The 18,941-nt window shown below is 36.1% G+C and carries 18 protein-coding genes; 10 read left to right on the top strand and 8 right to left on the bottom strand.

Features of this window, described 5'->3' with window-relative positions:
- Positions 1 to 72: 72 nt before the first annotated feature.
- Together LDB17_RS12565 and LDB17_RS12560 are read left to right on the top strand one after the other, a co-directional pair.
- Positions 73 to 462, top strand: a complete 390-nt coding sequence (locus LDB17_RS12565; protein ID WP_252638062.1) for a DUF1398 domain-containing protein — start codon at positions 73 to 75, stop codon at positions 460 to 462.
- A 432-nt stretch (positions 463 to 894) separates the two neighbouring features.
- Positions 895 to 1,854: a DUF4421 domain-containing protein gene (locus LDB17_RS12560; protein WP_252638061.1), complete on the top strand. Its 960-nt coding sequence runs from the start codon at positions 895 to 897 to the stop codon at positions 1,852 to 1,854.
- Positions 1,855 to 1,932: 78 nt separating this feature from the next.
- Here LDB17_RS12560 and LDB17_RS12555 read toward each other — a convergent pair whose 3' ends face one another.
- On the bottom strand, positions 1,933 to 2,508 hold the full coding sequence (locus LDB17_RS12555; protein ID WP_185091201.1) for a superoxide dismutase: 576 nt from the start codon (positions 2,506 to 2,508) through the stop codon (positions 1,933 to 1,935).
- A gap of 324 nt (positions 2,509 to 2,832) precedes the next feature.
- On the opposite strand from LDB17_RS12555, the gene LDB17_RS12550 reads away from it, so the two are divergent.
- Positions 2,833 to 3,711, top strand: coding sequence for a LuxR family transcriptional regulator (locus tag LDB17_RS12550; protein WP_135105255.1), 879 nt, complete (start codon positions 2,833 to 2,835; stop codon positions 3,709 to 3,711).
- Positions 3,712 to 3,719: 8 nt separating this feature from the next.
- The gene (locus tag LDB17_RS12545) at positions 3,720 to 4,205 is read left to right on the top strand and encodes a hypothetical protein (RefSeq protein ID WP_252638060.1); all 486 of its coding nucleotides are present in this window, start codon (positions 3,720 to 3,722) and stop codon (positions 4,203 to 4,205) included.
- Between the two features lie 68 nt (positions 4,206 to 4,273).
- On the opposite strand, the gene LDB17_RS12540 is transcribed toward LDB17_RS12545, so the two are convergent.
- From LDB17_RS12540 to LDB17_RS12525, 4 genes are all read right to left on the bottom strand, one after another.
- Entirely contained in the window at positions 4,274 to 5,821 is a 1,548-nt protein-coding gene (locus LDB17_RS12540; RefSeq protein ID WP_252638059.1) for a peptide MFS transporter, read from the bottom strand.
- 145 nt (positions 5,822 to 5,966) lie between these two features.
- Positions 5,967 to 6,830: a formyltetrahydrofolate deformylase gene (gene purU / locus LDB17_RS12535; RefSeq protein WP_252638058.1), complete on the bottom strand. Its 864-nt coding sequence runs from the start codon at positions 6,828 to 6,830 to the stop codon at positions 5,967 to 5,969.
- Between the two features lie 9 nt (positions 6,831 to 6,839).
- The gene (locus LDB17_RS12530) at positions 6,840 to 8,693 is read right to left on the bottom strand and encodes a DNA topoisomerase IV subunit B (RefSeq protein ID WP_252638057.1); all 1,854 of its coding nucleotides are present in this window, start codon (positions 8,691 to 8,693) and stop codon (positions 6,840 to 6,842) included.
- Positions 8,694 to 8,853: 160 nt separating this feature from the next.
- Positions 8,854 to 9,387: a hypothetical protein gene (locus LDB17_RS12525; RefSeq protein ID WP_252638056.1), complete on the bottom strand. Its 534-nt coding sequence runs from the start codon at positions 9,385 to 9,387 to the stop codon at positions 8,854 to 8,856.
- A 218-nt stretch (positions 9,388 to 9,605) separates the two neighbouring features.
- On the opposite strand from LDB17_RS12525, the gene LDB17_RS12520 reads away from it, so the two are divergent.
- The gene (locus LDB17_RS12520; RefSeq protein ID WP_252638055.1) at positions 9,606 to 10,394 is read left to right on the top strand and encodes a hypothetical protein; all 789 of its coding nucleotides are present in this window, start codon (positions 9,606 to 9,608) and stop codon (positions 10,392 to 10,394) included.
- A gap of 14 nt (positions 10,395 to 10,408) precedes the next feature.
- Here the strand turns inward: LDB17_RS12520 and LDB17_RS12515 are convergent, their stop codons facing one another.
- Positions 10,409 to 11,029, bottom strand: coding sequence for an EcsC family protein (locus tag LDB17_RS12515; protein WP_252638054.1), 621 nt, complete (start codon positions 11,027 to 11,029; stop codon positions 10,409 to 10,411).
- A gap of 91 nt (positions 11,030 to 11,120) precedes the next feature.
- Positions 11,121 to 11,630 carry a peroxiredoxin gene (locus tag LDB17_RS12510; protein ID WP_252638053.1) on the bottom strand — a complete coding sequence of 170 codons (510 nt, stop codon included), beginning with the start codon at positions 11,628 to 11,630 and terminating at the stop codon, positions 11,121 to 11,123.
- Positions 11,631 to 12,037: 407 nt separating this feature from the next.
- Here LDB17_RS12510 and LDB17_RS12505 point away from each other — a divergent pair, with 407 nt between their 5' ends.
- The 3 genes from LDB17_RS12505 to LDB17_RS12495 all read left to right on the top strand — a co-directional run bounded on the left by LDB17_RS12505 (position 12,038) and on the right by LDB17_RS12495 (position 15,766).
- Positions 12,038 to 13,351 (top strand): aspartate kinase, encoded by a 1,314-nt coding sequence (locus LDB17_RS12505; RefSeq protein WP_252638052.1) that lies wholly within the window; start codon positions 12,038 to 12,040, stop codon positions 13,349 to 13,351.
- Positions 13,352 to 13,366: 15 nt separating this feature from the next.
- Complete coding sequence (gene lysA / locus LDB17_RS12500; protein WP_252638051.1) at positions 13,367 to 14,524, top strand: diaminopimelate decarboxylase; 1,158 nt, start codon at positions 13,367 to 13,369, stop codon at positions 14,522 to 14,524.
- Positions 14,525 to 14,614: 90 nt separating this feature from the next.
- Positions 14,615 to 15,766: a glycosyltransferase family 2 protein gene (locus tag LDB17_RS12495; protein WP_252638050.1), complete on the top strand. Its 1,152-nt coding sequence runs from the start codon at positions 14,615 to 14,617 to the stop codon at positions 15,764 to 15,766.
- Between the two features lie 13 nt (positions 15,767 to 15,779).
- On the opposite strand, the gene LDB17_RS12490 is transcribed toward LDB17_RS12495, so the two are convergent.
- Positions 15,780 to 16,475 (bottom strand): archaeosortase/exosortase family protein, encoded by a 696-nt coding sequence (locus tag LDB17_RS12490; RefSeq protein WP_252638049.1) that lies wholly within the window; start codon positions 16,473 to 16,475, stop codon positions 15,780 to 15,782.
- Positions 16,476 to 16,852: 377 nt separating this feature from the next.
- On the opposite strand from LDB17_RS12490, the gene LDB17_RS12485 reads away from it, so the two are divergent.
- Entirely contained in the window at positions 16,853 to 18,172 is a 1,320-nt protein-coding gene (locus LDB17_RS12485) for an OmpP1/FadL family transporter (RefSeq protein ID WP_252638048.1), read from the top strand.
- A 56-nt stretch (positions 18,173 to 18,228) separates the two neighbouring features.
- On the top strand, positions 18,229 to 18,855 hold the full coding sequence (gene lptC / locus LDB17_RS12480) for an LPS export ABC transporter periplasmic protein LptC (protein WP_252638047.1): 627 nt from the start codon (positions 18,229 to 18,231) through the stop codon (positions 18,853 to 18,855).
- The last annotated feature ends 86 nt before the right edge of the window (positions 18,856 to 18,941 follow it).

Below are 18,941 nucleotides of genomic sequence, written 5' to 3'. Positions count from 1 at the left end.
ATTCGTAAATATTAGATTGAATGAACATTTGATCTGATTATTTTGTTTATAATATCGAATCAAATAGTGAACATGTTTACACTCCGTCAAATAGAAGACGCTCATTCTAAAGTTAAGAGTGGTGCTGATTTTCCTCAGTATATCCGCGATCTTATTGCCATGGGGGTATCAAGTTATTCTATTTATGTAAATGATGGTCATGCCGAATACGTCGGCAATGATGGACACATAGTTTTGTCGGAGGCTGAATATGAAAAATTACATATAATATCTGATACTGATATTATAAAATTTAAGGAGTATCTGAGAGCACATCAACAAGGTAAGACCAATTACTTTACTTTTTGTGAGAATTCGGCAGAAACAGGTATTTATAAATGGGAAATAGATACAGCAAATAAGACTTGTATTTACTATGACTCATTTGGGAACTTTGTCCTAGAAGAAAAAATACCAATATGAGAATTATTCTGAGCTCTGTTACTCTTATTAGATCTTAAAGAAGAACTAAAACTTATAACCACTAAAAGAACAAAAATAATGATATAAATCTATTTATCTATTTCATTCTTATATATTATGCGTAATTAAAAAACTGGAGAATGAAATTCAGGTATTCTATACTATGTATTAACTGATCGCAGTAGTACCCTTACTCATCAAAATAATTTTTTCAAAAAAATTAATTATTCAAAGTGAGAATTGAGAAGAATATCTATAATAGTCGGACTTTCCAACCTTTTCAATTTGACTCCGTATTCTACTATTTACCTATTAGAATACGGAGATTTAATATCTATACCTTTCTTATAATTAACTAAAAACATTGACTTATATACTTTTCTGGTGGTAGGATCGTTTATATTACGTAATTTTCCGAATAAAACGTATTAAATGTTTCTTATTGCTAGAATTCTGAAGTATTGTAAATTTATATTTCTTCTAATATTTTTATTAACTCCTTTTATAATCCGGGCTCAGGTAGATAGCACATACATTCAACCGTATGAGCATGAGCTGTCTCTGAAACCTCATGTATATTATAAATATACTTCACTAACTCATGAGATAGATGATAATAATGAAATAACCTATATGCCCAATAGTCCTGTGAGTTTGGGACTAGGCATCACGTACAAAAATTATTCTATAAGTGGGGGATATGGGTTTGGATTTATGCGCGATAAGGATCGGGGAAAGACGGCGATATTTGACTTTCAATATCATTACTATGGAAGAAAATTTATCGCTGATGTTTTTTTTCAACGATATAAAGGTTTTTATACTGAGCAAAATGATGAGGTATTTACTCTGTATCCCGATATAAGTATCATTCAATATGGAGTGTTTGGACAGTATGTATTCAATAATAAGAAATTTTCTTATAAAGCAGCATTTAACCAAAGTGAAAAGCAACTCAAATCTGCCGGAAGCTGGCAATTGGGTGGAGGAATATACTACAATCAAATACGCTCTGATAGTACATTACAGCTAAATCTGCATAAGAGATTAAGAAACTATCAATTGAATGTTAGTGGAGGATATGTTTATAATTGGATAATCAGTAAAAACTTTTATTTATCGGGAGGAGTTTCGGTTGGTTTAAATATAGGAACGGAGAATCTGACCTCTTTCAAAAAAGTTGAAATCTCCCCATCCGTATTTCCTCGTATATCTATGGGATACAATGCGGAGGATTGGTCTATTGGTTTGTCTGTGGTTGTGAATCAGATATATGTTGCTAATTCTAAGCTGTTGAGGATGACTTTAAATACAGAAACTATGCAGATGAGCTACACTAAACGATTTAGTGTTGCTCCTAAATTTGTGAAGAAAATAAAATATATCAATTAATACCTGAAACTATAATATATAAAAAAAGCTCCTTAGTAATAAGGAGCTTTTTTATGATCTCTAAATGCTGTTTTTTTATTAATAACGAGCTTCTACTGCATTCCAGTCTATAATCTTCCAAAGCTCGGCAAGATGGTCTGCACGACGGTTTTGGTAGTCTAGATAATATGCATGTTCCCACACGTCAAAGCCCAATAGTGGAGTTAATCCTTTTGTTATCGGATTTCCTGCATTCGGTTCTTTTGTTATTTGTAGTTTTCCTGCATTATCTTTTGCAAGCCATACCCATCCAGAACCAAATACACCTGTACCGGCTGTAACAAATTCTTTCTTGAAGTTTTCGAAAGATCCCCACTCAGCATTGATCGCTTCGGCAAGTTTACCTTTAGGTTCTCCGCCACCGTTAGGGCTGAATGAAAGGAAATATATGTTGTGGTTCAATGTCTGGCCGGCATTGTTAAAGATAGCTCCATCGCTTTCTTTTACGATTGTTTCTAGATCTGCATTTTCAAACTTAGTACCTTGAATCAGATTGTTCAGATTTGTAATATAAGTCTGAAGGTGTTTACCATAATGTAATTCAATTGTTTGTTGACCAATTACAGGTTCTAGAGCATTTGTTGCATAAGGCAACTTTGGTAATTCAAATTTCATAGTTCTTGTTTTTTGATTGTTATTATTTATATTTTGTGCGTTTACAGAGCTGATTATCAGTCCTGAGAGCATTATACACGTGAATAAAATCTTTTTCATATATAGTGTTCTTTATCGTTGTATATAATATGTAAACAATTGTCCTCCGTATTTGTTTATTACAGAACTCTAGATTTGCTATCGATTGTTTTTAACAGATTATTGTTAAAATCTATAAGCATTGAGTAATAATAGGTTTAATATAAAATTACTGGTATAAAATAGAAATATGTTTTCAGAATTAATCTGTACTTTTGCTTACAGAAAAAATGAAAACCTAAAGTTATGCTTTTTTTAGAATCATCATCCATTTTATCGGAAGTAATCGAGGATAATCATCAGCTGATACCTGTTGTTAATCGTTTTGGAATCAAGCTCGGACTTGGTGACAAAAGTATAGGTGAGATATGCGATTCGGTTGGAGTAAATACAGAATTTTTTCTTGTAATACTGAATACTTTTCTTAACGAAGATTATTTTCCTCAAAAGAAGCTTCAGAAGTTCGATATTCAGCTTGTCATTAAATATTTGAAGCAGACAGATGCGTATCTGATTCATGGGCAGTTATACAACTTCGAGAAGCATCTGAAAGCTTTCATCGGTATGAGCGACCCCAACAATGCTCAAATGAAACTCATCAGTAGACTGTTCTCCGAATTTAAAGAGGAATTAATGGTTCAGATAGAGCAAGGAATGGTAAATGGAGATGCTCCTCTCGCCTTGTTGACCGATCTTAAGAGTATTATAATAAAGCATATATCGGGTAATTTTAATGAGAATATGTGTTATGCTGTTATATTTACAATAGACAGCTTTCAGAAAGATCTGGAGAAGCATAATCGCATAAGAGAAAAGGTGCTGAAACCAATGATTGACGAATTGTCCGAATCGGGAATTGAAGACTTGCAAGAACTTTTTGTTAGCGGACGCATTACGCGTGATAACAAAAGACAGCCTCTATCTGAACGAGAACTGGATGTCCTTCGTCTCATAGCATTAGGCTTTTTAAATAAAGAGGTGGCAGATAAGCTGAATATAAGCTTGAACACAGTGCTTTCGCACAGAAAAAATATAACAGCTAAGCTGGGAATAAAAACAGTTTCGGGACTTATCTTCTATTGTATAACACATGGCTATATTTCAGCCGATGAAATTGAATTATAGAGAATTGTATGGAAAAGAAAAACAGGTATTTATCGTTTGAGCTTATTTTTGCTCTGCTTTTTATTATAGCTTTCTTTCTTCCCTGGCTCGATAAGTGGGGTGTTAAAATTGTGGGATGGGATGTGCCCGATTTACAAAAAAAGATAACGAAGGCTACCAACTTTATTAAGTTCTTTTCAAAAAACAAGGAGTGGATATATAGTACCCATGTGGTGTATTTAGTGCCTTTGTTTAGTGTAATTACAATTGGTTTTTGGATTATGCTAAGACAAAAAACGGCAAGAGTCCTTTTACTAATAACAAGCATATTTGCTTTTATTGTTTCTCTGAACTTGTTCTATAAATTGCCGGGGGCGGGGAGTGGCGTATATTTGTTGTGTGCTGCTTCTATCTTATCGATAATTTATCTGGTTGTTGTTTTCCGAAGCAAGAAAGAAAATAAGACAGACTTGATTGAGAATACTCCTGAGATTGATGGAAAAGAAATAGAATAAAACTGTTACGATATAAAAAAATAGCTCCGATTTATATTCGGAGCTATTTTTTTATATAACTAAAGTTCTTATTTTGTTATACGTTCAAGCCACTTCAGTATAAACAACATAGTAAACATTGATATAGAACAAGCAGCAACAAATACTACCCATGTAGCCCAGATAGGGATGTTTTCGTATAATATTGCACCAATAAATAATAATTGATTACCTAGTGCTGTAGCTCCTAACCAGCATCCCTGCATGATACCTTGATATTGAGGAGGTGCTACTTTAGATACAAATGAGATACCCAAAGGACTGATAAATAATTCAGCAATCGTTAATATTAAATACGTTCCTATCAAAAGGAATGGAGTTACCCGTGCCGAGTCTGCCAGACCGCCCATTGCCTTTACTGCTGAGTTTGCAGGTAGATCTAACGATCCAATAGTCATGACAACATAAGCTAAAGCAGCAATACCCATCCCTATTGCAATCTTTTTAGGTGCAGAAGGTTCTTTTCCTCTAGCTCTTAGCCATCCAAATATAGCTAATACAACAGGTGTAAGGAATACTACAAACAGAGGATTGAATGATTGGAACAATTCAGCACCTTCTAATGTAACCAAGCCAAAGAGGTTGAGATTCATCTTACTCAGATCGGTATAATCATTTGCAAAATATGTAAGCGTAAGACCATTTTGATGGAATGAGAACCAAAAGAATATAACAACAGCAAATACTGCGAATAAGGCATACAAACGTTGTTTAACTTCGTTAGAGTCCATTTCTTTTTCTACAGTGGCATCAGCTGATGTGCTTGCGGCTTTTACTTTTAATGCCGGATCTGGGAATCGTTTTTTGTTGATTGAATATATCGTAAACGAAATTAACATCGCTACAATAGCAATACCAAATGCATAATGGAATCCTGTGTTGAATACGTTTAGGTATTCGTTAGCAAATGTAGTTAGATTGGTCGGTGCTCCGTTTAAGCTAACCTGAGGAGCCAATGTGCTTAATCGGGTTGCAGCTTCGCCGGAAAGTGATCCTTCTAAATGTTGGTGGCAAAGAGCCGGTAGGTCTGAGTTGTATGAAAATCCATTGATTTTTAACCACCAATTTCTTATGCCTACAGCAATTAGCGGAGCAAAGATAGCACCGACATTGATAAACATATAAAATAGAGAAAAACCGGAATCCCGCATTTTTCCATATTGTGGGTTATCATACATTTGCCCTACTAATGCCTGTAAGTTTCCTTTGAATAAACCATTTCCGAAGGCTATCACAAACAGCCCGAAACAAGTAAGGATAATGAATGGCCAAAAACTAGATACAGGTGTTGGGGTAGGGATTGCAATGATCATATAACCGATTGCCATTAATACTATACCTACCTGAATTGTACTTTTATACTTTTTTGTTTTATCGGCTATAAGCCCTCCAATAAGTGCAAAAGCATAGATACAGAAATAAAATACAGAATAAATTATCCCTGCATGTGTTTTGTCTAATCCGAACTTCGACATCAGGAACAGAGTTAAAATAGCCATCATAATATAGAAGCCGAAACGTTCTCCCATATTTGATAATGATGCAGCTATTAAACCTTTAGGATGATTTTTAAACATACGATCGTATTTAAGATTAATATTATTATATTTTTTTAGATTTTGAGTGGACTAAACTTAAAGCAGTACAAATATAACCAAACATAGTTTAAAATCTTCTAGCCTTAGTATATTAAATAACATAAAACGCCAGAATATTTGTACTTTATGAGAATAAGATAGTCTTATTTTTATATACCAATATGCGCCGTTTCAGGTGACTTTCTATGGCATGAGAGAGTACAATCTTTTCCAAGTCCTGACCTTTGCGTACCAGATTCTCAACGCTGTCACGGTGAGTGATACGTGTAATATCCTGTTCTATAATCGGCCCCGCATCAAGCTCGGTTGTTACATAGTGGCTTGTTGCCCCTATTATTTTTACTCCTCGTTCGTAAGCCGCATGATATGGTCTTGCACCTACAAAGGCGGGTAAAAAGGAATGGTGTATATTGATTATTTTGTTTGGATATGACTCAATAAACTTATCGGTCAGTATCTGCATATAGCGAGCTAAAACAATAAAGTCGATCTTCTTTTCTTCTAAGAGAACGAGTTGTTTTGCTTCTATTTCGTCCTTATTGTCTTTGTTGAGCTTTAGTACATGATATTCAATGCCAAAGCGTTCTGCTACCCATCGTAGGTCTTCGTGATTGCTGATGATGAGAGGTATCTCTACTTTCCATTCTCCGGCCGTGTAGCGAGCCAGTATATCAAAAAGGCAATGCGACATTTTGGAAACAAAAACGGCCATACGCGGTGTATGGTCGTTAAAGTATAACCTGAATGTCATGTTATACTTGTTCGCATATAGGGTTTGGAAGTAATCGCTCATTTTCTCCTTTGGAATAATGAAGTTTGCAAGATCCCATTCTATACGCATGAAGAACGTATTTTCCTGTTTATCTACATGTTGCTCCAGATTGATGATATTTCCACCGTTTATATTGATAAAGTCGGTAACTGCAGCTACCAGTCCCGGACGATCGGGCGATGAAATAAGGATAATTGCGTGTGCGTTGTTATTCATATAATGATGTTAATCTTCTTCGATTACAAGATTGTCGATAATAAACTCTTGTCTTTCGGGTGTATTCTTGCCCATATAGAAGTTGAGCATGTTGCTTACCGAGTCTTCTTTTTTCATCGATACACGGTCGAGGCGAATATCTTTTCCTATGAAATGAACGAATTCATCGGGAGATATTTCCCCCAATCCTTTAAATCGTGTTATCTCCGGATTCGAACCCAGTTTTTTGATTGCATTCAGTCGCTCCTCTTCTGTATAGCAATAGATTGTTTCTTTCTTGTTCCGTACACGGAAGAGTGGTGTTTGAAGAATATATACATGATTTTTCTTTATCAGATCGGGGAAGAACTGTAAGAAGAATGTGAGTAACAACAAGCGTATATGCATCCCGTCGGTGTCGGCATCGGTTGCAATAATTATTTTGTTGTAGCGTAATCCATCCAATCCGTCTTCTATATTTAAAGCTGCCTGTAGAAGATTGAACTCTTCATTTTCGTAGACGATCTTCTTTGTTAACCCAAAGCTGTTTAGTGGTTTACCTCGTAGGCTGAATACAGCTTGCAGATTTGGATTGCGGCTTTTTGTAATCGATCCACTCGCAGAGTCTCCCTCGGTGATAAATATGCTTGTTTCATCCAAATTGTCTCCTTTGGTATCATTGTAATGTATACGGCAGTCGCGTAACTTCTTATTGTGCAGGTTTGCTTTCTTGGCACGTTCGCGAGCAAGTTTTGTTACACCGGCAATAGCTTTACGCTCTTTTTCCGATTCCAGAATTTTTTTCAATAAAGCTTCTGAAGTATCTGCATGCTTATGTAAATAGTTGTCCAGTTCTTTCTTTAAGAAATCACCGATAAACTTCTGAACAGAAGGACCTCCCGGCCCCATATCTTTAGATCCGAGTTTAGTCTTTGTTTGCGATTCAAAAACCGGTTCTTCTACTTTTACACTGATTGCCGCAACTATTCCGCTACGTATATCTGCGTAATCGAAATTCTTGTTATAGAACTCTTTTATCACGCGAGATAATGATTCACGAAAAGCCGACTGGTGTGTTCCCCCTTGTGTTGTATGCTGTCCATTCACAAATGAGTAATATTCTTCTCCATACTGATCGGTATGTGTGATCACGACCTCTATATCTGCCTCCTTCATGTGGATGATAGGGTATAAAGGCTCGGAAGTCATATACTCATTAAGCAAATCTACAAGACCATTTTTGGAGTGGAATTTCTTTCCGTTATATGTTATTGTTAACCCTGTATTGAGGAATACATAATTTTTAAGAAGGCTTTCTACATAGTCGTCCCTAAAGGCGTATCCTGTGAAAATTGTAGGATCCGGAATAAATTCGATAAGAGTACCATTCTCATCATTTGTAGGGTGTATTGCTTCTTCCTTTTCTACAATGGCTCTGCAGTATTCTACAGAGGTTGTTTGACCATCACGATAACTTTGGATAAGGAAAAAAGAAGACAATGCATTTACCGCCTTTATACCAACACCATTCAACCCCACAGACTTCTTAAAAGCTTTGGAGTCATATTTAGCGCCGGTGTTCATTCTCGAAGAAACGTCTTTTACTTTTCCCAATGGCACACCACGTCCGTGGTCGCGTACTTTGACAACGCCGTCGGCGATAGAGACGTCGATATTTTTGCCAAATCCCATCATATATTCGTCAATAGAGTTGTCCAGCACCTCTTTGAGAAGTACATATATACCATCATCGGCAGATGAACCGTCACCTAATTTTCCTATATACATACCCGGACGACGGCGGATATGTTCCTGCCAGTCGAGGGTTTTTATATCATCGTCAGAATAATTTATTTCGGGTAGTACTATCTTTTCTTCTTCCATATAATCTTTTGGTACTCTTTAAGTAAATGCGGTGTAAAAATATAAAAAAAAATTGGGAACAAAAAGTCTTAAATTTCCCCATTTCATCTTATTTTTTTATTTAATAGATATTTAGTCTGTGTATTATTTGTTAAGCCGCATCTTTTATTATTTTAGGTTATCATTCACTCTCTTCAACATGTTTTTTGTTATATGCCATTAGTGAATTGATATAATCACTGTTGAAAGAAATAATACGAATATTGGCTTTACGAAAAGCGTAATATACAGACCTGTCCCATTCACCTTTAGGCGTAAGCGGCGTAAGGAATATGGATTTCTTGGTCGAGTCTAATATTTTACCTATCCAGCATTGGTTCTCATCCCTGTTGTCTATCTGAAAAACAATATGTTTGTCTTCAAGCCATTTGAAAAGAGAGTCTATCGATAAGTGAGGTATATCTATGTATGGTACAATGTCTGTTTTATCAGAAGCTTTCAGCACCTTTTCGGTAAACATCTCTTTTTCGGTTCTGTGTATAGATGTTATATATTTTTTATTAATGAGCATATAACCATCCACAATATAATCAGAAAAAATACTGCTGATCAGTACCCAATCTTCTCCTTCAACGAGGAGAATGCCCGATTCTAATCGTTTTCTGTCTTTTATCTTAAATGAATAGAAAACACCTTTGTTTATATGTATTTGCATAAGAGCCATTTTATTGCTTGAAGATACGGCATTTTTATCATTTCTGATTATATTTATCTAAATTAGATAAAGGTTGTTACTCCCTTCATTAGTGTGTTAAAATTGATCTGTAATTACCCAAAGTGACACGGTAGAAACTGTGTAATATGTGTTACTTTTGTTACCTTTTGTCGTATCTTTGTAAGAGCTAATATAATATTGAACAAATACAGGAGATTATGAAAAAAGTAGCTATACTCGGTGTTGATATCCAAAATGATTTTACCTTACCAACAGGAGAGCTGTTTGTGAAAGGTGCGGATGCCGACGTGAAACGTATGGCTGATTTTATATTAAAGAATCAGGAGCAAATCTCTTATATAGCACTTACATTGGATTCTCATCAACCGATTCATATTGCACATCAATGCTATTGGAAAGGAGAGCTAGGCAATCGTCCGGCTTTATTTTCTTCGATAACGGCTTCTGATGTAAGAAAAGGAGTTTGGATACCTCAATTTAATAAAGAAAAGGCTCTTCCTTATCTTGAGCAACTGGAGGCTAAGGGCGGTGTTTGCACCATATGGCCTATGCATTGTATATTGGGTACAGAGGGGTGGGCAATCAATAAGGCTTTGACAGACAGCCTGACCCAGTGGGCTATTGATAATGCACATTCGTATGAGTTGTTCTATAAAGGATATTCGCAATCAACAGAACATTATAGTATTTTTAGAGCGGCCGTAGAGTGGGAGAATGAGGTGGGAACCCACTTGAATAGAACCTTGTTGTCGGTACTGAATGCTTTCGATGAAGTGTTGTTGATGGGTGAAGCGGCAGACTATTGTGTTGCAAGCTCTTTGAATGATATTCTCGATGAAAGCGATGAGTTGGCAAAGAAAGTTACTGTTCTCACAGATTGCATGTCTTGGATAAATCCGGGTAATGAAAATGCCAAGACTATTTTTGATAAAGCGAAAAAGCAGGGAGTAAGATTTGTATTATCAACGGAATATGTTTTTGAGTGATGCTCTATCGGGGGCTAGTCTTTTTCTGAAGTTTGTTTGTCAATAAAAATCTTTTTGGCCACTTTTCCAACTACTCTTGTTGTTATCGCATCGTATGAACCGCCTACCACGCCACCCAATACCGGCACGGCCTTACCTAGGGAGGTAACACTCTTTTGCCCTGTTTTGCTCGCTATATTGATACTCACTTTCTCTGCTATTTTGGTTGCGAGCCTTTCTCCGGCTTTTACGCTCATATCTTTCAGTAATTCTTTGGCTCCGTTGCCTACCATACATATATAAATTAGCGACTTTACCCTGTCTTCGCGAATATCGTGGCCTCCCATGTATGCTATGGCTGCAATCATTCGTATCTGAACATAAATTACACTGGCTATATTGGCCGGCACCGTCAGCGGCATTATCATAACTCCTCCCAGTCCTGTCACAAAACCGCTTGTCGCAGCTTTGGCTACTTGCCATTTGATAAGAGAGTCTACCTGATCTTCGAGTGAACCTTTTTGTGCGAGGTAGCTATTACCCAGATCGTATGCCGAGTCTACTCCGGTAAATCCGCTTACGGCTTTAGAGTAAGCCCAGTCGAGTGTTTTTGCTATTATGCCTTTGTTGACTTGTGTATTTTGTCGCTTTGTCATTCTTGTTGTGATTTACGCTGCAAGATAAAAATAAAAAGAATAAAGCGTCTCATTTTCTGGAAATGAAACGCTTTATAATAAATGAAATCAATTAATTCTTTTTCAATAACTGATCTAAATCGTTGGGCGAAAGATTCATTGCCATAATTACTCCGTTTTCATCGATTAAGTAATTCTTAAATCCTTTCCTCAATTGGTAATGATTGTATAAGCTTGAATAAGCATCGTTTTTTGCTATAAACTGATACTTCGCATCTATGCGATCCATAGTCAGCGTTCTTTCAAATACAGATTCATTCTTGTCGAAAGATACTGACACCATTCTCACAGGATACTTTTTGTTCTCTATTACATTTGCAAAAAGTACATTGTCCTTGTGTGAAGGGGCGTCATAAGCAGCCCAGAAATTTACCAATATTTTTTGACCTTTCAGATCAGACAGGTTCATTTTTGTCCCTGATTTGTTTTCTAAATTCTTGATATCAGGGAACAGGTTTCCCGGATAAATACCTTCCGAAGAAAGCCCAGAAGTTCTTGTTGTATTCGATGATAAGCCGATTAAAGCAATACCTACAAACAAGAAATACTTCGCATACTTCATAAAATAATTATTTGGTTACCACTAAAGCCTTATCCCAATGCCTCACAGAAATAGAATATGGCCCTCCCAATTTTTGGGATACAAAACAAATTATACTACGCTTAGCATATCCTTGTTTTGATTTTCGGCTGCAAAGGTAAAGTCTTTTTGTTAAATACAGAAATATATTAACTGTAATTTGATGTTTTATAATGTTAATTCACTTTAAATCAGATACTTGATTGTTGGTTTGTGTGGTAGCGTAGTTGTTTTAAGCTATCGCTTTCAATTAAAATAGACTATTGTGTATTTTTTTGATAAAAATAGAGCTTGATTGTAAATATATGTGTAAATCTGAAATGAAGGCTCAAAAATTTTTGTACTTTTGCATCTTGGTTACGGCTAATATTTATAAATAAGGTACTAATATGAAAGTTCAAAAATTTGGAAGTGCATCTATAGCTACTGTTGACAAAATAAAAGAAGTGGCTGATATTGTAGCGAAGGATAATGGCAATATTGTTGTGTTATCTTCTATGCGTGGCACGGCCGAAGCTTTGACTGAGATATCCGATTACCTATATAAAAAGAACCAAGAAGGAGCAATAGAAATAATAAATGGGCTCGAAAAGCAATATGTAGAACTGGTTGATTCTCTTTTCGAGAACGAAGAGTCTAAAAAACTGGCGCATGAGCTTTTGACTTCCAAGTTTGATTATATCCGTACATTTACCAAAGACTTGTTCACACTCTTCGAAGAGCGTGTGGTGTTGGCTCAAGGTGAATTGATAAGCTCCGAACTATTCCATCTGTATCTGTTGGATAAGAAAGTAAATGCTGTATTGATCCCTGCGCTACAGTTTATGCGCACAGATAAAAACTCAACACCCGATCCTGTATATATTAAGGAGAAACTATCAGCATTGCTTGAAGAGTCTAAAGGTGCTGATTTGTATATCACACAAGGCTATATTTGTAAAAATGCTTATGGTGAAATAGATGACTTGCGTAAGGGTGGGAGTGATTTCAGTGCATCATTGATAGGTGTAGCTGCAAATGCCGAAGAGATAGAAATCTGGGCCGATGTAGACACTATGCAGAACAACGATCCGCGTTATGTAAAAACAACAACGCCTATCCGTCAGCTGAATTTTGATGAGGCGGCAGAACTTGCATACTTTGGGACTAAGATACTTCACCCATCAAGTATTCTCCCTGCTAAACTTGCTGATATTCCTGTTCGCTTAAAGAATACGCAATATCCTGATGCGGCAGGTACGCTTATATCTAACAAAACAGAGTCAAATGTGATAAAGGCGGTAGGTGCAAGAGATAATATTACTGCGATAAAGATAAAGTCGGGGAAAATGTTGCTTGCCCATGGATTTTTACGTAAAATAGCAGAAGTTTTCGAAAACTATCAGACATCACTGGATATGTTGGCAACTTCGGAGGTAGGAGTATCATTGACAATCGATGACGATCGTAACCTTCAGGCCATTGTAGATGATCTCAAAAAATATGGAACTGTATCTGTAGATCCTGATATGGTAATTGTATCAGTGATCGGCGACTTGGAATCGCAAGACTCAGGAATATCGGTAGATATTATGGGGGCTATGAAAGAAATTCCGGTGAGGATGTTGTCTTACGGAGGAAGCAGATATAACTTTTCGTTCCTTATATATAAAAAAGATAAAGAGAGAACACTTCAAATATTAAATGATAAATTGTTTAATTAATTTTTCTAATTTCAAATGACAAAAGGAAATTTTCCTGTTGATAAACTGAAAGGTATAGAGACACCTTTTTACTATTACGATACAGACTTGTTGAAAAGAACACTGAAAATCGTAAAAGAAGAAACTAAAAAATATGGATTTATTCAACACTATGCCATAAAAGCAAACGCTAATCGCAGGATATTGGAATTGATTGCCTCAGAAGGCTTTGGTGCCGATTGCGTAAGCGGAAATGAAGTGAAGGCAGCAATAACAGCAGGATTTCCTGCGTCGAAGATTGTTTTTGCCGGTGTTGGGAAAACCGATAAAGAAATAAATTTGGCCTTAGACCTCAATATCTTCTGCTTTAATGTAGAGTCGATGCCTGAGCTCGTTGTTTTAAATGAGTTGGCAGCCAAGAAAGGTAAAACAGCGCAAGTAGCTCTTCGTATCAATCCGAATGTAGATGCGCACACTCACGAATATATCACTACTGGGCTAAATGAAAATAAGTTTGGATTCAGTATGGCTCACCTTGATAATGCAATTGAGGTACTCAAGTCGTTGAAGAATCTTAAGCTTATCGGAATTCACTTTCATATAGGTTCACAAATCGAAGATGTGCATACATTCGACCCTTTGTGTGAGCGTATAAACGAACTACAGGACTTGTTTGAAGCTAAAGGGATGAAGCTTGAAAATATAAATGTCGGCGGAGGTTTTGGTATAGACTATGAAGATCCCGATGCAAATCCGATTTCTGATTTTCAACGCTACTTTGAGTTATTTCATAAAGGACTAAAGTTGAGAGACGGCCAAGTTGTTCACTTCGAATTGGGAAGAGCCATTGTTGCTCAGTGCGGTTCGTTGGTGACCAAAGTTACTTATGTAAAACACGGCGAAAGCAAAACCTTTGTTATCGTAGATGCAGGTATGACAGACCTTATACGTCCGGCTCTTTATCAGGCTTATCATAAGGTGGAAAATATATCTTCCGATTTACCTATACATAAGTATGACGTTGTAGGGCCTATTTGCGAATCATCGGATGTGTTTGTAAAAGACTACGAACTGAACGAGTCTAAAAGAGGAGATTTGTTGGTGTTACGTTCTGCCGGAGCATACGGTGAAATAATGGCATCTCAATACAATTGCAGAGATATCCCTAAATCTTATTTCTCTGATAAAATTTAATAATGTACGTTATCATATAATGTTTCAAGGGTCGTACTACGGTATGACTCTTGTATCGTTTAAAGGCCTTTCATAATACACACTATAGGAATGACTGAAATACTATCATCTTTCGAATTTAATCTGACTGAGATTGTTGGGTTCTCTGTCTTTGTTCTTTTATTTATAATACAGTTATTTTATTACTTTCTGTATTATAGAAAGCCATATAGAAGGGCTGTAAAAGATGTTGAGGATACAGGTAAAGCAACTCAGCTTATGCAGAAAGTATCGGTCATTATTGTCTCCGAGAATGAGGTAGATAGTTTGTCGGAGAACTTACCAGTTGTACTAGAACAAGAATTTTTTGATTATGAGGTGATTGTGGTCAATAACGGATCTACCGATGAAAGTGATGTGTTGTTAAGATCATTAGAGCTGCGTTATCCTAATTTATACCATACCTATCTTCCTTATTCGAATGATAAAAAGATGGATAGGCGTAAATTGGCTTTGACGATAGGTGTTAAAGCCGCAACGGGAGATATTCTGCTTTTTACCGAGCCTTATTGTAAGCCTGTATCCAAGAACTGGATTTCTTCGATGGTCAATGAATTGTCTTCCGATAAAGATGTTGTGTTGGGGTATTCGTGCTTCAAAGAGAACAAGAAGTTCTTCAATCGTTTAGCTCGATTCGATAACTTACTATTTAGTATGCAGTGTATATGTTCTGTCTTGAATAAAAAACCATATATAGGCAATTATCGCAATCTTCTTTTTCGTAAGCATTTATTCTTTGATCATAAAGGATATGCTTCACTATTGAACATAGAGAGTGGGGAAGACCTCTTTATAAGCCGTATTATGGACGACTCAAATACATCTGTTTCTCTAGTGCAAGATAGCTTTATGGAAACAGATATAGAAGGCTTATCTCTGTGGCGACAAATAAAAAGATCGTTCTGCTCTATACGTCCATATCTGAATAAGCGAGTGACGGCATTGTTTTCGCTTGAAGCAATTACCCGTAGTGCTTTTTATTTATTGTTTATTGCCTTAGTGGTATATAGTATATTTTTTAGCCAGTGGGCTTTGCTCGGACTTTCTGTTTTCTTGTTCTTGCTAAGATTAACGACTCAATTGATTATCCTGAACAAATCTTCTCAATACTTTTTCTCGGGGAAATTCTATTTTTCTCTTCCGCTTCTGGATATAATTCAGCCTTTGTATAATATGCGCTTCAGAGGTAGACGATTCAAATAGTATCGTAAAGATGTTAATTTGATATTTTTGCTTTTAATCGGGAGAAAGGCTTGTTTATCTTTTCTTCCCATATAAGCCAGAGGATAAATATAACACCATCATAATATATCCATGTGAATATATCGCGGTGGAACACATTGAACCAGTCTTTGTAGAACTGGTAATAATTTTCTCTCGTGTTACTCCATGTACGGTTATTGTACCATTCGTTTACTGATATAAACCACTCGGGAAATGGATCTTTTATAATATAGAAGATAAAAATAAGGCGGAGGATATTTACAATCAAAAGAATAAGCAATGCCATGGGCAAATACCACAATTTCTTCTTTATCGGCCCGAAGTAAAATGTGAGAATAAATGTGAACATGAATAGCTGTTTCAGGCCCGTACAGCCCCAAACTATATCGATGGGTATAGAGCCTTCAAACTGAAGTACAGTGCCATTGATGAAAAAATTATGATTGCCTAAAACATCATGAATCAACCAGAAAATTGTTTCGGCAGTCCATAAACAAAAACCTTCGGTGTATCGAGTGAGGTCTTTACCCAATACCAATAGTATTTTTTCATCATCTCCTATATGGACAAAAAGCTTCCATATGAATTCGAATATCAGGAAAAGTGCCAAGAACCAGATGATGTCCTTAAACGGTTCTAGTTTTTGATAATACTTATTGTTTATGAAGTTTTTATCTCGTATTCTCATTATTTTTCAAGTCACTCACAAAGGTATCAAAATAAGGATAATTAACCTTTTTAAGGCAAAAAAAATATGACATTTTATTTAAAAACTCGCTTAACTAAGTTTTTTTAATTTACTTTGCACAAATTTGATTAAGATCTGAAGAGACTTTGTGACTGGATTATAGAATTATGGCATATACTATATTTATATTTTAACTTTCATAGTATATTTTCTTTCGAACCATAAAAAATCCAAGATAATTTATCCTCTATAAATAATAAAGTGTTCGTTTTTTTGTTATAGAATGGTGAATTATAGTTTGACAAGAACAGATGTAATTTTCATCGGGATATAATACTCCCGATAGAGTAAAGATAAATTGTATATTATATTTTATAATGTTGAAGAGAAAAGTACTTCTTTTATTTGCCGTTTCGGCTATTATGGTATGCTCAATAGAGGCACAAACAAATTCCCCTTACAGTAGGTATGGTTATGGAGTTCTGAGAGATCAGTATGTAGGTGCGTCTAAAGCGATGGGAGGCATCGGATATGGTTTGCGTAATAGTCAAAGTGCGAACCCTCTCAATCCGGCTTCGTATTCGAGAGTAGACTCTCTTACATTTTTATTTGATATGGGAGTGTCATTTAATAAGGGTAAGCTTAGTGACGGCACAAATTCAGATTCTCATTACAGCGGAGGATTGGATTATATCACAATCTTAGTACCACTCAAAAAGGGACTTGGTATGAGTTTTGGAGTTATTCCTTTTTCTTCTGTAGGATATAAATTCGGATCAACAGAGACTGCAAGCGGTGGTACTACTGTAACTTATACAAAATCGTTCACCGGATCGGGCGGCCTAAGCCAGGTTTATGGAGGACTAGGTTACTCTACTCCATTGAAAGGATTCTCTGTAGGAGCAAATGCGTCTTTTCTTTTTGGTACGATGAACCATACAAGAAGTCTTCCTTCGGTAGGTTCTAGTGGTACAAATAGTTATACTTCCACCGATTATACCGAACTGTCTATAAAGTCCGCTAAATTTGATATTGGTGTTCAATATGAATTCCCTGTTTCGAAGAAAGATGTCTTTACAGTCGGTGCTGTATATTCTCCTAAGATAAACTCAAAAGCAGATTATACAAATTATCATTATGAACTGAATGTAGCAGGAGGTATTGCCAGCGGTGACACCATTACTCAGAATGGAATCAGTGCAGGTCTTCCTGAAACATATGGAGCCGGATTTACTTGGAAACGTAACGAAAGGCTTGTTGTGGGAGCTGATATTACCTACCAGAAATGGGATGGAGTGAAATACTCTTCACTCATGGGAGATGAACTGTCCGACAGTGAACGTTTCAATAATAGATGGAGGTACAATGTAGGTGCCGAATATATGATTGATCCGTATGACAGAAGTTTCTTCAAAAAAATAAAATTCAGAGGAGGGCTTAACTATAGTAATTCTTATTTGAATGTAACCGAAGCCTCTACGAAAAAGGTAGAAGGATATAAAGAATATGGTGCAACCCTTGGATTTGGTTTCCCGATAAGGGATAATCTGGGAGGAAGGGTTTCATATATTAATTTAAACTTCGAATATAAGAAGATTAAGCCACAGATTAAAACCATGATTGCCGAAGAATATTTTGGAGTTTCTCTAAATGTGAATATTAATGAGTTCTGGTTCTTCCGTAAGAAAATTGACTAACAAAATATAACTCTATATTCAGCCTCAATAATACATTGGGGCTACTTGTTTTTTAAATGCAACAGTTAAAGACACGACAGAATCTATCGGTTGTAACAGTATTTTTATCTGTTATGGCTTTCTTTTTTATATCCTGTAAAGAAGAAGTAAAGAGTACTGTCGACCTCCATTATGATGCTGATAAGGTTCCCTCTTTGAATACGGATAGTGTAACCATGCTAATATCCGATTCGGGGCTCATACGATATAAAGTGATTGCTAAAACATGGGAAATATTCGACAGGGCGAAAGACCCCCACTGGTTTTTCCCTGACGGCCTTTATGTTGAGCAATTCGATACTATCTTTAGCATAGTTGCTACTGTAAAGGCTGATACAGCTTGGAACTTTACAAGTAAAAAGCTATGGCAACTGAAAGGACATGTTGTGATACGTAATAAGTTAGGAGAGACTTTTAAGAGCGAAGAATTATTTTGGGATCAGCGTCAGCAGAAAGTGTATTCAAAGAAATATGTAGAAGTTTTCAGACCTGATAAAATGACTTTGCACGGTATGGGTGGGTTTGAGGCAAATCAACAAATGACAGAATATCGATTCTGGAATGTGAAAGACTCACCAATAACATACAATGAAGATCAAGAAGCGAATGCAGATGATCAAAACAATGAGGAAAAGAAAGAATAGTTATTCAATTATGAATGAAATTCAATCTCAATTTATTATCTTCGTGCGCAAAAAGTTATAAATTGTAAATAAAATAACTAATAATA

The organism is Dysgonomonas sp. Shenzhen-Wh21 (assembly GCF_043392705.1).
Lineage (GTDB): Bacteria > Bacteroidota > Bacteroidia > Bacteroidales > Dysgonomonadaceae > Dysgonomonas.
This window is presented reverse-complemented; position numbering and strand designations above follow the sequence as displayed.

Bases quoted from the DNA above. Each gene is read 5' to 3' on its own strand.
- LDB17_RS12565 (WP_252638062.1), top strand. From the start codon at position 73: ATGTTTACACTCCGTCAAATAGAAGACGCTCATTCTAAAGTTAAGAGT.
- LDB17_RS12560 (WP_252638061.1), top strand. From the start codon at position 895: ATGTTTCTTATTGCTAGAATTCTGAAGTATTGTAAATTTATATTTCTT.
- LDB17_RS12555 (WP_185091201.1), bottom strand. From the start codon at position 2,508: ATGAAATTTGAATTACCAAAGTTGCCTTATGCAACAAATGCTCTAGAA.
- LDB17_RS12550 (WP_135105255.1), top strand. From the start codon at position 2,833: ATGCTTTTTTTAGAATCATCATCCATTTTATCGGAAGTAATCGAGGAT.
- LDB17_RS12545 (WP_252638060.1), top strand. From the start codon at position 3,720: ATGGAAAAGAAAAACAGGTATTTATCGTTTGAGCTTATTTTTGCTCTG.
- LDB17_RS12540 (WP_252638059.1), bottom strand. From the start codon at position 5,821: ATGTTTAAAAATCATCCTAAAGGTTTAATAGCTGCATCATTATCAAAT.
- purU (WP_252638058.1), bottom strand. From the start codon at position 6,830: ATGAATAACAACGCACACGCAATTATCCTTATTTCATCGCCCGATCGT.
- LDB17_RS12530 (WP_252638057.1), bottom strand. From the start codon at position 8,693: ATGGAAGAAGAAAAGATAGTACTACCCGAAATAAATTATTCTGACGAT.
- LDB17_RS12525 (WP_252638056.1), bottom strand. From the start codon at position 9,387: ATGCAAATACATATAAACAAAGGTGTTTTCTATTCATTTAAGATAAAA.
- LDB17_RS12520 (WP_252638055.1), top strand. From the start codon at position 9,606: ATGAAAAAAGTAGCTATACTCGGTGTTGATATCCAAAATGATTTTACC.
- LDB17_RS12515 (WP_252638054.1), bottom strand. From the start codon at position 11,029: ATGACAAAGCGACAAAATACACAAGTCAACAAAGGCATAATAGCAAAA.
- LDB17_RS12510 (WP_252638053.1), bottom strand. From the start codon at position 11,630: ATGAAGTATGCGAAGTATTTCTTGTTTGTAGGTATTGCTTTAATCGGC.
- LDB17_RS12505 (WP_252638052.1), top strand. From the start codon at position 12,038: ATGAAAGTTCAAAAATTTGGAAGTGCATCTATAGCTACTGTTGACAAA.
- lysA (WP_252638051.1), top strand. From the start codon at position 13,367: ATGACAAAAGGAAATTTTCCTGTTGATAAACTGAAAGGTATAGAGACA.
- LDB17_RS12495 (WP_252638050.1), top strand. From the start codon at position 14,615: ATGACTGAAATACTATCATCTTTCGAATTTAATCTGACTGAGATTGTT.
- LDB17_RS12490 (WP_252638049.1), bottom strand. From the start codon at position 16,475: ATGAGAATACGAGATAAAAACTTCATAAACAATAAGTATTATCAAAAA.
- LDB17_RS12485 (WP_252638048.1), top strand. From the start codon at position 16,853: ATGTTGAAGAGAAAAGTACTTCTTTTATTTGCCGTTTCGGCTATTATG.
- lptC (WP_252638047.1), top strand. From the start codon at position 18,229: ATGCAACAGTTAAAGACACGACAGAATCTATCGGTTGTAACAGTATTT.